Here is a 13,407-nt window from a genome sequence, read left to right on the forward strand (position 1 = left end):
AAAAATAAGGGGAGAGGAAAATGTTTACACTACGTGTTGATGATGAAATTTCATTACAATTATTAGAAAGGCAATATAAAGATGAACTATACGAATTAGTGGACAGCAACCGAGAATATTTACGAGAATGGCTTCCATGGGTGGATCGTACGAAATCAGCTGAAGGGTACAATGAATTCTTTCCAATGTGGCTGCATAACTTCGCAGATGGGAATGGTTTTGAAGCAGGTATACGCTATAAAGGAAAGCTCGTTGGGATGGTTGGGATTCATCCGGTGGATTGGGCGAAGAAGGCGACAACTCTTGGATACTATCTTGTGGAAGAAGCAAGTGGAAAAGGAATTATGACGCGAAGTGTAAAGGCTGCACTTCGTTATGCTTTCGAAGAATTAGAATTAAATAAGGTTGAAATTCATTGCGGAGTAAAAAATCGAAAGAGCCGTGCAATTCCAGAGCGGTTAGGTTTTCACTTAGATGGAATTATACGTGAGGGAGAATGGTTATATAATCATTTTCAGGACATTGCGGTGTATAGTATGTTAGCGAGAGAATGGAGGGAGAGAAGCGTTTAAAATGACGCTTCTTTTTTCTGAATTTATCAACAATTGATGGTATAATATGGATAAGGAGTGATAAAGATGGAGTTTTACGTGAAAAAAAATCCAGTTATGATACTGTTTACTGTCATTATGCTGTTACTTGTCGTAATCTCTCCCGTTATATCATTTATGCTGAACGAGAAAGGTTGGCTGACGGGACTTGCAGCAGGAATCTTATTTCTAGCTGCAAATATTATTCCCATTTCTGAAATGTTTGTATTTCAGCATAAAGTTGTTGATGGTGAATTAATAACAGGGCATTGGCTAACAAAGAAGAAAATTCCGACTGTAAGCATTCGTGCTATGCGATTTGTTGGAAAAAACAATAAAAGCTTAGAAATCACGTACGGTAGTAATTTTGAAGTACATATGATTACAATGCCAAAAGAGAAAGAAAAGTTCATGGAGCTGCTTTTGCAAGGAAGTCCTTATGTGAGAATAGAAGACTGAGTATTATATTTTCAGGGAGAAGCTGATGGAGGTTTTACTATGACTAAAATAGGTATAATTCGTCACGGAAGTACACCGTGGAATAAAGAAGGAAGAGCACAGGGGAGTTCAGAGATTTCCCTTGATCAAGATGGAATATTAGATGCGTATAAACTTGCAGAGCGCTTGCGTAAGGAGAATTGGGATTTCATATATTCTAGTAATCTATTAAGAGCAAAGCAAACTGCTGAAATTATAGGAGAAAAAATTGCGAATATACCAATTTACTTGGAACCTAGGCTTCGTGAAGCAGGCGGAGGACAGATTGAAGGGACAACGGAAGAAGAGCGAGTTTTAAAATGGGGAAAGAATTGGAGAGAGCTAGATTTAGGAATTGAAAGTGCTGATAGTGTAATCACAAGAGGTCTTTCGGTAATTGAGGAGATTGCATCTAAACATGATAACAGGAATATATTAATTGTTAGTCATGGTGCATTCATTAGACATCTTCTAAAGGAACTAGTACCGCATTTAAATATGGTAGAATCTCCGAGAAACACGTCTCTAACTAAACTTATAAAAGCAAAGAATGGTTGGGATTCAGAACTATATAATTGCACAGTACATTTGGGATAGAGGAAAAAGAGGGATTGACGCTTTTTAAAGTAAAGCTCCCTCTTATCTGCTTATCTCTGCTTTCTTCTAATTTCATCACACAATCTTTTTCGGGGTCTTCTCAGTGCTGTTATTTGATTGGAATGTAGGGAAAAGGGAGATGTGAAATATGATAAATTCCACATTAGAAATGTATGACTACCATGTGTGGGCGACTAAAAAAATGATTGATCGATTAAAAGAACTGTCTCAGGATGTTTACACCAAGGAAATGCAGAGTATTTTTCCTTCTATATCAAAAGCGTTATCTCATATCTATCTCACCGATCACTTATGGTTAGATGTGATTTCTGGTAAAAGTATGAATGAAGCATTCGAATTAGTAAATCAATTAATAGAGCAAACAGAGTCAAAAAGTATCGAGGAAATGGAGAGCATATTTTTCGATTTATCAAGGAAATATACAGACTTTCTAAGTGTTCAAGAAGATATGGAAAAGGTAATAGTAGTTGATAATCCATATGCTGGTTTACTTACAACTTCTATTTCTGAATCTATACTACACGTTGTTACTCATGGATCTTATCACCGTGGCAATATCGCAGCTATGTTACGACAACAAGGTCACGCTTCCGTTATGCAAGATTATGGTCTTTATTTGTATAAGAAGTAATTCTCTATTAGGAAAAGAGTACCTTTATTTTGTATTTAGCTTGTAATGTAGAAGCAAGGGAGAAATAAATATGAATTCTTGGGTTATAACTGCATTTGTTTTTTTCGGTGTCATTTATATTTCAGATCGTATCAATCAAATTAATAAAAGAGTAAAACGAACAGAAAATCAATTAGAGCAAATAGCTAAACAAGTGGGTGTTCCAGAGCATGTAAGCAATGAAGAGATCCATCAGTTAGTTAAAGATGGAGAGAAAATTAGAGCGATTCAAAAAGCCTAGAAAGATCTAGGATTATCATTACGTGAGTCTAAAGATTCTATTGATTCTTTATAATACATATAATTTCCGCTAACGAACCTCATGTTGAAAAACAAAAATGAGCACAGCAACCTGTGCTCACTTTCTCTATCTTATTTTAAGTTCTCAGGATTTAATGCTTCTAATTCAGGTACAACGAAGCGGCCGTCTTTACGGATCAATACGTCATCGAAATAAATTTCTCCGCCGCCGTATTCAGGGCGTTGGATACATACTAAATCCCAGTGGATGTTAGAGTTGTTGCCGTTCCATGCATCTTCGTATGCTTGTCCTGGTGTGAAGTGGAAGCTGCCGTCGATTTTCTCATCGAATAGAATATCGCCCATTGGATGTAAAATGTATGGGTTTACGCCAATTGCGAATTCACCAACATAGCGTGCGCCTTCATCTGTATCGAAAATTTTGTTAATGCGTTCTGTATCGTTTGCAGTTGCTTCAACGATTTTACCGTCTTTAAATGTAAGTTTTACATTTTCGAACATGTAACCGTTGTATGGAGATGGTGTGTTGTAAGAAACTGTACCGTTAACAGAATCGCGAACAGGCGCAGAGTATACTTCGCCGTCTGGAATATTTAAGTGACCAGCACATTTAATTGCTGGAATGTCTTTAATTGAGAATGTTAAGTCAGTTCCAGGTCCAACAAGACGTACTTTGTCTGTTTTGTTCATTAACTCAACAAGATTGTCCATCGCTTTATCCATTTTAGCGTAGTCTAAGTTACATACGTCAAAGTAGAAGTCTTCAAAGCCTTCTGTGCTCATTTTTGCAAGCTGTGCCATAGAAGCGTTTGGATAGCGAAGTACAACCCATCTTGTTTTTGGAACACGAATGTCTCTATGTACTTTTTTACCTACTGTGTTGCCGTAAATTTTCATGCGTTCGCTTGGAACGTCAGCTTGTTCATTTACGTTATCACCAGAGCGAAGGCCGATATAAGCATCCATATCTTTCATTACGCTTGCTTCATATGCAGCGATTTGCTCGAAATGTTCTTCTGTTGCGCCCATCATTAAAGAGCGGTCTACTTGATGATCTTTTAATAGTACGAATGGATAACCACCAGCTTCATATGCAGCTTTTACAAGTGCTGTTACAAGCTCTTTTTGTAAGCCGAAGTTTTCGATTAATACTTTTTCGCCTTTTTGCAAACGAATAGAGTAATTAATTAAATTTTTTGCTAATGTTTCAATACGTGGGTCTTTCATATGTAAAGCCTCCCTTATATGTGTATCCTTACTTATTGTAACCTACTTGTCTGAATTTGTTTAATAATTTATGTTGCAGTTGCCAAACAAATATGAAAATTAATACGAAATATGGAACAATTAGAATGAAACGGAAAATGATTGTATAATAGAAAAAAGCATAAAAAGATAAAGGAGTGATTCGTATGCAAATTCTTTTATACGTCAGTGTAGCCATTATCGCAATTGCGTTTGCCGTATTAGTTGTATATGTATGTAAGACTTTAGTATCTGTCCAAAAAACGTTAGAAAATGTAGCAAGTACGATGGAAGGTCTTGAAAAACAAATGCAGGGCATTACTGTAGAAACAGAGCAGCTTCTTCATAAAACAAATGCATTAGCAGAAGATATTCAACAGAAATCACAATCGTTAAATAAAGTTGTGGAAGGTGTAGAGGGAATTGGAACAACGATTCATTCTTTAAACACAAGACTACGCAGCGTTTCTGATTCTGTTGCAGATCAAGTAGAAAATAATGCAGATAAAGTAGCACAAGTGGTGCAATGGAGTAATGCGGTCATTGATGTGTATAATCGCTTTCGTGCAAAAAAGAAAGAGGATGAAGTAGAGCAGCTTGAAAAGCCAGAGAAAAAACCGAAGAAGGAAAAGAAATTACCGCGACTTCCGATTCGAATGAGAGGCGAATGAAATGAGCATGACGAAGATTGAAACAATGGAGCAATTTGAAGAAGTAACAGCAAGTAAAGGGCCATATATATTGTTTAAACATAGTACAACATGTCCAATTAGCCACGGTGCTTTCACAGCGTTTCAAGAATATCGCAGTGAAGAGCAAGCTGTGCCGGCATATTATTTATATGTGCAAGATGCACGTCCTGTTTCAAATAAGGTTGCCGAGCATTTTGAAATTAGACATGAATCACCGCAAGTATTATACATAAAAGATGGTAAAGTGCTATGGCATGCATCGCATTGGAAAATTACAAAGCAAGCGTTACAAGAGAATATAAAGTGAAACTTCCATCAGTGAGGTTTTTTCATCCCCCACTGATGGTTAGTTGAACCAATCGGGGTCTTACTGCCCAAAAGTAGCGGGATAAAATAAGGGAAAGCAAGCAAATGCGCTTGCTTTTTTAATTTTTTGAAAATAATATTGACGTACCATGCGTTTTACGATTAAATTAAGAAAAAATAACGATTCCATACGTAATCTAATGCGAAGTGTATGAAGTGACATCCGCATATGTATCATATATAATAAGTTATCTTATGGATGATATTTATATCTTTTTATTAATATACATATAAATTTTGAAAGAGGTGGCTTTATTATGGCATCACAGGAATTAGATCGTTTACGTTCTCAAATTGATGAAAAAAACTTGCAAATTTTAAAATTATTAAATGAGCGCGGTCGTCTTGTACAAGAGGTTGGTAAATTAAAAGAAGTACAAGGTGTGAAACGTTTTGATCCAGTACGCGAGCGTAAAATGCTCGATTTAATCGCAGAAAACAATGATGGACCATTCGAAACATCAACGCTTCAACATTTATTTAAACAAATTTTTAAAACAGGTTTAGAATTGCAAGAAGATGATCATCGTAAAGCACTTCTTGTATCTCGTAAGAAAAAGTCAGATGATACGATTGTTGATATTAAAGGTGAAAAAATTGGTGATGGCAATGCTCACTTTATTATGGGGCCATGTGCAGTTGAAAGTTATGAGCAAGTTCGTCAAGTAGCGGAAGCAATGAAAGAACAAGGATTAAAACTTATGCGCGGCGGAGCATTTAAACCGCGTACATCACCATATGATTTCCAAGGTCTTGGTGTTGAAGGGTTGAAAATTTTACGCCAAGTAGCAGATGAGTATGATTTAGCTGTAATTAGTGAAATTTTAAATCCAAATGATATTGAAATGGCGCTTGATTACGTAGATGTAATTCAAATTGGTGCGCGCAATATGCAAAATTTTGAGCTATTAAAAGCCGCTGGTTCTGTCAATAAGCCAGTATTATTAAAACGAGGATTATCCGCAACGATTGAAGAGTTTATGTATGCGGCAGAATATATTATTGCACAAGGGAACGGCGATATTATTTTATGTGAGCGCGGCATTCGTACGTACGAGAAAGCAACGCGAAATACATTAGATATTTCTGCTGTACCAATCTTAAAGAAAGAAACGCACTTGCCGGTTGTTGTAGATGTAACACATTCGACAGGACGCCGTGATTTATTATTGCCAACTGCAAAAGCAGCGATGGCAATCGGAGCAGATGCGATTATGGCAGAAGTGCACCCTGACCCAGCTGTAGCACTTTCAGATTCAGCGCAGCAAATGGATATTCCGGAATTTAATGCATTTATGAACGAATTAAAAGCATTTCGTATGAGATAAAGTGAAACTTCCATCAGTGGGGGTCTTACTGCCGTTAATGTGGGATAAGAATGGCTTCAAAATCTATGTAGCTGAATGCTGCATAGATTTTTTTCTCGAAAATAAGTATTTTTCTATTTAAAATATGAAAATATAAGAAAAGGAACAAATTTTTTCGAAACTTTTTCGGGAAAATATTGTCTCAATCCTTATTTGTATCGTATCATTAGTAAAAGGGCTCGGGAGTGACATCTTCAAGTAGAGTGGATGTCTTTTTTTTCATTCAAGTTAACCGATACATAGTATATAGATAAATTTTATAAAGGAGTGTGTGAAAAGATGAACGTAACAATATATGATGTAGCGCGCGAAGCAAATGTCTCAATGGCAACAGTATCACGTGTTGTGAACGGCAATCCAAATGTAAAACCGACAACAAGAAAGAAAGTACTAGAGGCGATTGAGCGCCTTGGCTACCGTCCAAATGCAGTAGCACGAGGATTAGCAAGTAAGAAAACAACAACAGTAGGGGTTATTATTCCAGATATCTCTAACACGTTTTATGCAGAACTTGCACGTGGTATTGAAGATATCGCAACAATGTACAAATATAATATTATTTTAAGTAACTCTGACCAAAACAAAGAGAAAGAGTTCCATTTATTGAATACAATGCTTGGTAAGCAAGTAGACGGCATCGTATTTATGGGAGAAGATATTACAGACATTCATGTAGAGGAATTTAAAAAATCTCCTGTTCCAATCGTACTTGCGGCATCGTTTGATGAGCAAAACATTACACCATCTGTAAATATTGATTACACACAAGCAGCATATGATGCAATGAAGCATTTCTTAGAGCAAGGTCATACACGCATTGCTTTCGTAACTGGTCCTTATGTTGATAAAGCAGGCAGCGCAAAAAAATTACAAGGATATAAACAAGCATTAGAAGAAGCTGGTATTGCTTACGACGAAGAGCTTGTTGTTGACGGTGATTATACATACGATTCAGGTATGGAAGCATTAGATAAGCTATGGGAACTTGCTGAAAAGCCAACAGCAGTATTCGTATCCTCTGATGAAATGGCATTAGGTGTGATTCATGCAGCTCAAGATAAAGGTCTAAACGTGCCAAACGATTTAGAAGTACTTGGTTTTGACAATACGCGTCTTGCAATTATGGTACGCCCGCAGCTTTCAACAGTTGTACAACCAATGTATGACATCGGAGCAGTTGCAATGCGCTTATTAACAAAATACATGAACAAAGAAACAGTAGAAGATCATACGGTTATCTTACCGCACAGTATTAAGTTTAGAGATTCAACAAAGTAATAAGGAGAAAACTCGTGGAAATACAACCACGAGTTTTTTATTTTGTAAAGAGTTCAATAGTCACTGTGACATTTGTTTTTAGATGGAAGTTTCGCTTTACCACTATTTCTAATGTATAATGATTATAAAGTGAAACTTCCATCAGTGGGAGATCATACTGTTCGTGAATAGCGGATAAAACGATGTGAGGGGGAGATGAAATGATAATTCTTTGGGGAATTACGCTTTGTGTGACGGCTATATTCGCTTATATGACGTTAAAGCAGAGTGGTATGAGACGCTTTATTCCTGGTGGTGTTTTGGCAGGGATAGCCCTAATCACATACGTTACTTCGATTTTTTTAGAAAGTGCTGGAGAACAAATACATGACAGTTTTGTGTTTTTTTCCACTACATTATTTATAGGCGCTATTATTATTTTACTTGTCGCAGGTATTATTTTGTTTATTCATACAAATTCAGAAACGCTATAAAGTGAAACTTCCGTCAGTGAGGTTTTTTTCATCCTCCACTGATGGTTAGTTGAACCAATCGGGCTCTTACTGCCCAAAAGTAGCGGGATAAAAAAGAGAGCAGATCTATGTCTGCTCTCTCTTTGTCTATTTCATTATGCATTGTCTCTTGAGGCATTTTGTTGTTTTAATAAATCACGAATTTCTGTAAGAAGCTCTTCTTCTTTCGATAAAGCAGCTGGTACTTCTTCTTTCTTCTCTTCTTCTTTTTTGAATGATAGTTTATTGAATAGTTTAATGAATAAGAAGATAGAGAATGCAATGATGAAGAAGTCAACAATAGTTTGAATGAATGCACCGTATTTTAATGCTGCATCACCTACTGGATAAGAAAGACCCGTAAAGTCAACGCCACCTAGTAAAATTCCGACCAATGGCATAATAATATCATTTACTAATGAAGAAACAATTTTACCAAATGCGCCACCGATTACAACCCCGACAGCTAAATCCATGACGTTCCCTTTTAAAGCGAACTTTTTAAACTCGTTCCACATTTATAATTCCCATCCTTTTCACAATTATGTATAAAATTATTAGTCCTATCCCATACATTGTATATAGATTTAAGGTAGAAATAAAGAGTAAAAGGGAATGAAAGTGAATTCGGAAAACTGAATGCGTTTTCCTTTTTTGTTACAAATTTCTAGCAAGGTATGAAGAAATTGCTGCGATTTCAACCCTTCTAAACCATCAATGATTGGTTTTGTATTACCGTAATGACAGATAGGAGAAAATGATCTCGTATTAACATTAATAAATAGTTTTCTGGTCCTGATGTAAGGTGTAAATATTAAATTTTTCTAAACTGGTGCTTAAATAACTATAAAATCGCTTGAGTATTGGAAACTATCTTCTTATGCTTAGCAGTAAGCCCCAATGATGGGAATGAAGCGAGGTTTGTAGCTATGTCTATAAAAACAAGATTTTTATTATCGTATATTGCAGTTATTTTTGTATCGATTACGTTATTAATAGTTACAGGTTTCTTAATCGTATTTTCGATAACAGGGGATTTGGAATCTGTGAAAAATTTTTATAAAAGCTCTTATATTCAAAAGCCTCTTACTCCAGAAGAAGAGAATGCATTTCTTGAATTAAAGCTAGCTGCCAAGAAAAATCCAGAACAGTTATTAGATGAAAAGATGATAGCATCATTAGAGCAAAAAGATGTCAAAATTATTGTGAGAAAAGGAAAACGAATTTCGTATGTATCAAAAGCAATTCAAAATGTCTCTTTAGATGAGGCTCTTCCAAATTTTGAAGTTACAAATATTAACAGTCGTGGTACTGCGGATTTGAATAATGAACTTTATAGATATGTGAAATTCGATTTTTATTTTCCGAAAGATGAAGAGGGAAGTATATTTGTTCTAAAAAAGCAAAGTTCTTATGAGGAATTAATACAGAAATTATTTCCAATTTTGTTTTTATCGGTACTGTTATTGGCAATTTTTATTATTGGATTAGTAAGTTATTTTGTTTCAAGAAGTGTCATAAAACCAATTTTTAAATTGAAGGGTGCAGCGAATCGAATTAAAGAGGGAGATTTGCAATTTCAAATTTCGGCAACTTCACGTGATGAAATGGGACAGTTAAATCAAGCATTTGAAGAAATGAGGAAAAGGCTGAAAGAATCGATTGAGGTTCAGTCTAAATATGAGGAAAACCGAAAAGAGCTTATTTCTAATATTTCACATGATTTAAAAACACCAATTACCTCTATTATTGGTTATGTGGAAGGAATACAAGATGGCGTTGCCAACACACCAGAAAAGATGAATCGATACTTAACAACAATTCATGCGAAGGCAAAACATATGGATACTCTTATTGATGAATTATTTCTATTCTCAAAATTAGATTTAAATCGAGTTCCATTTCGATTTGAAAAGATAGAATTATACACGTTCATGAAGGATTTAGTAGAAGAAATGCAAATGGATTTATATGAAGATGGAATCGAGTTGCAATTAATTTCGAATATACATGAACCAATATATGTTACGGCTGATCGTGAGAAGATTAACCGGGTTATATCAAATTTAATTCATAATAGTGTTAAATATATGGATAAACAACAAAAGAAAATTATAGTTTCTCTACTTGATGAAGAAGATGTGATAATTGTAAGTGTGAAGGATAACGGTGCGGGTATAGCAGCTGAAGCGCTGCCTTACATTTTTGATCGTTTTTATCGTGCCGAACAATCACGTAATTCTAGTACAGGAGGAAGTGGGCTCGGTTTAGCGATTGCAAAGCAAATTGTAGAAGAACATGGCGGAGTAATTTGGGCAACGAGTGCAATCGGCATTGGTACAAATATTTTCTTTTCACTAAAAAAAGTAAAGGAATGTGGTGAGGGAATTGAAGAGAGTTCTGCTAATTGAAGATGAGGTGAGCATTGCTGAATTACAGCGAGATTATTTAGAAATCAATGGTTTTCAAGTTGATATACAACATTCCGGTGAAACAGGACTACACTGTGCGTTGCGAGAAAACTATGATCTCATTATTTTGGATATTATGCTTCCAAAAGTAAATGGATTTGAAATTTGTAGACAAGTACGAGCTGTAAAAGATATTCCGATTTTACTTGTATCAGCTAAAAAAGAAGACATTGATAAAATTCGCGGACTTGGTTTAGGAGCCGATGATTATATTACGAAACCATTTAGTCCAAGTGAATTAGTGGCAAGGGTAAAAGCTCATATTGCCCGTTATGAACGTTTGTCTGCTAATACGATAAAACAGGGAAATACGCTATATATACATGGGATCTCTATTGATCAAGCTGCTAGAAAAGTATATATAAACGATGATGAAGTTTCTTTTACAACGAAAGAGTTTGATTTATTAACCTTTTTAGTTATGCATCCGAATCAAGTATTAAGTAAGGAACAGTTATTTGAACGAATTTGGGGATTAGACTCAGCAGGAGATTTATCTACTGTTGTTGTTCATGTTAGAAAGCTACGTGAGAAAATTGAAAGAGACCCTGCCAATCCGCAATATATTGAAACGGTTTGGGGTGTTGGGTATCGATTGAATGTGTAGACCTGCCAAAGAGTTGGCAGGTTTTTTATATTAAGAAATAGATTAGCTTTATTTAATAGTTTGTTAAGAATTTGTTTATAAGCATTTTATACTTGCCACCTATTATCGATAGTACAGAGCGGAAATAGAGAAGAGAACATGTTTTTCTTTAATGAGAGTTTTTGTTCCGTACGAAGTGGACGAAGTTTCATTTCATGTAAACAAACAATAACGAACAATAGTAATGAGGAGGCTTTTTATGATGAAAAAACTTAAATTTTTTGTACCGGCTATGATTGGATTAACGGTGATGGTAACAGGTTGTGCGCAGGAAGAAACAAAAGCAAAGCCAAAACAAGAGACGAAGCAAGAAGAGAAGAAACAGGAAGCACAAATTACAAAATTACAAGCATTAAACGCAATGACACTACAAATAACATTTGCGAAACCTTTATCAGAAGAAGAGGTGAAGTTGGAAAATTTAGAAGCAATTAAGAAAAACTTTGTATTTGATAACGGTATGACAATTGTAAACGTACCTCGCTTAAAAACAGGTGCTACAAGTACGTATATCATTCCTGTTACGATTCAGAAACCTGGCACAACATATACATTAAGTTATAAGGGTGGCAAAAAAGAAACATTTGAGGCAAGCAGTGAGAAAATTCATGTACGTCAAGCCAAACAGGTGACAAATGATACATTTGAAATTGAATCATTTTTAGAAGATGGTGTGACGGATTATGCCAATGTAATTGAAGCTTATAAAGCTGGCAGAGGGAATCAAGCATTTCAACTAGATGAAAACAACAAAGACAAAGCTGGGAAGCAATATCAAATTATTTCATCATTACGTGATCGAAAAGTAACAATTACAACAAGTGCAGGGGGAAAAATTGAGGCAAGTTATGTACCGTTTACACAAGCGACAGATGGAAGACAAGCACCAAAGTTTCGCCTACCAGCGGGTCAAGTATTACAACCAGGTATGTCATATACAGTAACATCTGATTGGGCAGATATTCAAAATCCGGCTTTTAGTGCTGAAACAATCGCACCACTAACGATTCAAGCTGTAGAAGCAATTGATAATAAGTCTATCCAAGTTACTTTAGATAAAGATCCAAAAACAGAGTTATTTGCCGGACGCAAAGTAGAGCTACAAGCCGCAGACGGAAATAAAATAGAAGCGCAGTACCGCTTTACATCTCGAAAAGGTGAAATAGGCATTTTTGACTTGCAAAATGGTGCAACGTTACAACCGAATGTAACATATACAGTCGTTCCTATGAATGGATGGGCAACTGCCAATCATATTACGTTTGCAGCAAAATAATGAGAAAAAAGGTGTGCTTTTAAAGAGCACATCCTTTTTGTATTTGTTAACGATACGACAAAGCTTGCTTTCCTAACGCATCCCAAGATTGAATAAACGTTTCTTTGTTTACCTTCAGTGCTTTTTTCTCAGTTAAAGGATCATTAATATAAACGTATCCATTTTCAAAACCTACGAGTACAACAGCGTGTAAATCTAGAGGAGCTGTAATATTTTCGTTTCCATGTTTCCATGACGCCCATTTGTCAGGAAGTTTATAATCCCCTGTTGTCCAAACTACTACAGGTTTCCCCATGTTGACTTGAGCTAACACATCATCAAAAGATTTTCCTGTTAAATTTACTGTGCGATTTGGAAGGTAGCGTGCCATCAATTCTTGCAGTGGTTCAACGTAAACAGCATATCCCATAGTTTTCCCCGTTATATCTCCAACGAACCCCTCTTTAGGGTCTCCCCATTGAAGAATGTCCCCGTCTTTGCTGACAGACGGCGGATCGTTATCTTTTTTGATATTATTTGCTAACTGCATTTTATCGACTTTCACGCCAGCATGTTGCAGTACCATCGCTAAGCTCGTCACTTCACAGCCGAATTTCAGCTCAGGTTTTTGAGGTATGAGCGGTACATCTAAAATAACCTTTTCTTGTTTTGGAGGAGTTGGAGGTTGCAGTGGTTCGTTTGGGGGCGATGAATATTTTACATTTTTCGTTAATTCGGCTTCTTCATGTTTGGGATGAGATGCATGCTTTTCAGTGGGAGCCTGTTTAGTAGAATAGCCTGTCATAAATGCAAATAGGGTATACAAAATTAGAAATCTTTTCATAGCGTTCACCTTCTTTATGTAGTGCCATACATGGTGTAATGATAGCGTGTTTATCCCGCATTAACGGGCAGTAAGATCCCCACCTCAAGAATCAGAGAGAAGTAAAGAAGATAGGTGGGGGATAACTGCCCGTAAA

Annotated in this window: 16 protein-coding genes and 1 pseudogene; 13 read left to right on the top strand and 4 right to left on the bottom strand. The window is 36.0% G+C overall.

Annotated elements, in window-relative coordinates; genetic code table 11:
- Window positions 1-20: 20 nt before the first annotated feature.
- The 5 genes from LRP84_RS02650 to LRP84_RS02670 all read left to right on the top strand — a co-directional run bounded on the left by LRP84_RS02650 (window position 21) and on the right by LRP84_RS02670 (window position 2,596).
- A complete protein-coding gene (locus LRP84_RS02650; RefSeq protein WP_230573659.1) occupies window positions 21-572 on the top strand; it encodes a GNAT family N-acetyltransferase in 552 nt (183 codons plus the stop codon).
- Between the two features lie 66 nt (window positions 573-638).
- Window positions 639-1,049, top strand: coding sequence for a PH domain-containing protein (locus tag LRP84_RS02655; protein ID WP_230573660.1), 411 nt, complete (start codon window positions 639-641; stop codon window positions 1,047-1,049).
- 39 nt (window positions 1,050-1,088) lie between these two features.
- Window positions 1,089-1,664 carry a histidine phosphatase family protein gene (locus LRP84_RS02660; protein ID WP_230573661.1) on the top strand — a complete coding sequence of 192 codons (576 nt, stop codon included), beginning with the start codon at window positions 1,089-1,091 and terminating at the stop codon, window positions 1,662-1,664.
- Between the two features lie 148 nt (window positions 1,665-1,812).
- On the top strand, window positions 1,813-2,316 hold the full coding sequence (locus LRP84_RS02665) for a DinB family protein (protein ID WP_230573662.1): 504 nt from the start codon (window positions 1,813-1,815) through the stop codon (window positions 2,314-2,316).
- Window positions 2,317-2,386: 70 nt separating this feature from the next.
- Window positions 2,387-2,596 (top strand): hypothetical protein, encoded by a 210-nt coding sequence (locus tag LRP84_RS02670; protein ID WP_230573663.1) that lies wholly within the window; start codon window positions 2,387-2,389, stop codon window positions 2,594-2,596.
- A gap of 131 nt (window positions 2,597-2,727) precedes the next feature.
- Here the strand turns inward: LRP84_RS02670 and LRP84_RS02675 are convergent, their stop codons facing one another.
- A complete protein-coding gene (locus LRP84_RS02675) occupies window positions 2,728-3,843 on the bottom strand; it encodes an aminopeptidase (protein ID WP_230573664.1) in 1,116 nt (371 codons plus the stop codon).
- 185 nt (window positions 3,844-4,028) lie between these two features.
- On the opposite strand from LRP84_RS02675, the gene LRP84_RS02680 reads away from it, so the two are divergent.
- From LRP84_RS02680 to LRP84_RS02700, 5 genes are all read left to right on the top strand, one after another.
- On the top strand, window positions 4,029-4,532 hold the full coding sequence (locus LRP84_RS02680) for a DUF948 domain-containing protein (protein ID WP_230573665.1): 504 nt from the start codon (window positions 4,029-4,031) through the stop codon (window positions 4,530-4,532).
- Window position 4,533: 1 nt separating this feature from the next.
- Window positions 4,534-4,860: a bacillithiol system redox-active protein YtxJ gene (ytxJ, locus tag LRP84_RS02685; RefSeq protein WP_230573666.1), complete on the top strand. Its 327-nt coding sequence runs from the start codon at window positions 4,534-4,536 to the stop codon at window positions 4,858-4,860.
- A gap of 316 nt (window positions 4,861-5,176) precedes the next feature.
- On the top strand, window positions 5,177-6,247 hold the full coding sequence (locus tag LRP84_RS02690) for a bifunctional 3-deoxy-7-phosphoheptulonate synthase/chorismate mutase (protein WP_098305471.1): 1,071 nt from the start codon (window positions 5,177-5,179) through the stop codon (window positions 6,245-6,247).
- A gap of 318 nt (window positions 6,248-6,565) precedes the next feature.
- Entirely contained in the window at window positions 6,566-7,564 is a 999-nt protein-coding gene (gene ccpA / locus LRP84_RS02695; RefSeq protein WP_230573667.1) for a catabolite control protein A, read from the top strand.
- Between the two features lie 200 nt (window positions 7,565-7,764).
- On the top strand, window positions 7,765-8,037 hold the full coding sequence (locus LRP84_RS02700) for a DUF3917 domain-containing protein (protein WP_230573668.1): 273 nt from the start codon (window positions 7,765-7,767) through the stop codon (window positions 8,035-8,037).
- 134 nt (window positions 8,038-8,171) lie between these two features.
- Here the strand turns inward: LRP84_RS02700 and mscL are convergent, their stop codons facing one another.
- Both mscL and LRP84_RS22645 read right to left on the bottom strand, forming a co-directional pair.
- Window positions 8,172-8,573: a large conductance mechanosensitive channel protein MscL gene (gene mscL / locus LRP84_RS02705; RefSeq protein ID WP_230573669.1), complete on the bottom strand. Its 402-nt coding sequence runs from the start codon at window positions 8,571-8,573 to the stop codon at window positions 8,172-8,174.
- Window positions 8,574-8,708: 135 nt separating this feature from the next.
- Window positions 8,709-8,801, bottom strand: a pseudogene (locus tag LRP84_RS22645) (gfo/Idh/MocA family oxidoreductase); the annotation flags it as partial.
- Between the two features lie 183 nt (window positions 8,802-8,984).
- Between LRP84_RS22645 and LRP84_RS02710 the strand changes: the two are divergent.
- From LRP84_RS02710 to LRP84_RS02720, 3 genes are all read left to right on the top strand, one after another.
- Window positions 8,985-10,466 carry a sensor histidine kinase gene (locus tag LRP84_RS02710; RefSeq protein ID WP_230573670.1) on the top strand — a complete coding sequence of 494 codons (1,482 nt, stop codon included), beginning with the start codon at window positions 8,985-8,987 and terminating at the stop codon, window positions 10,464-10,466.
- Entirely contained in the window at window positions 10,444-11,133 is a 690-nt protein-coding gene (locus LRP84_RS02715; RefSeq protein ID WP_230573671.1) for a response regulator transcription factor, read from the top strand. Before LRP84_RS02710 ends, LRP84_RS02715 begins: the two co-directional genes overlap by 23 nt.
- A 241-nt stretch (window positions 11,134-11,374) precedes the next feature.
- Entirely contained in the window at window positions 11,375-12,448 is a 1,074-nt protein-coding gene (locus LRP84_RS02720) for a hypothetical protein (protein ID WP_230573672.1), read from the top strand.
- Window positions 12,449-12,494: 46 nt separating this feature from the next.
- On the opposite strand, the gene LRP84_RS02725 is transcribed toward LRP84_RS02720, so the two are convergent.
- Complete coding sequence (locus LRP84_RS02725) at window positions 12,495-13,271, bottom strand: C39 family peptidase (protein ID WP_230573673.1); 777 nt, start codon at window positions 13,269-13,271, stop codon at window positions 12,495-12,497.
- Between the last annotated feature and the right edge of the window lie 136 nt (window positions 13,272-13,407).

The organism is Bacillus rhizoplanae (genome assembly GCF_917563915.1).
Taxonomy (GTDB): Bacteria; Bacillota; Bacilli; order Bacillales; family Bacillaceae_G; genus Bacillus_A; species Bacillus_A rhizoplanae.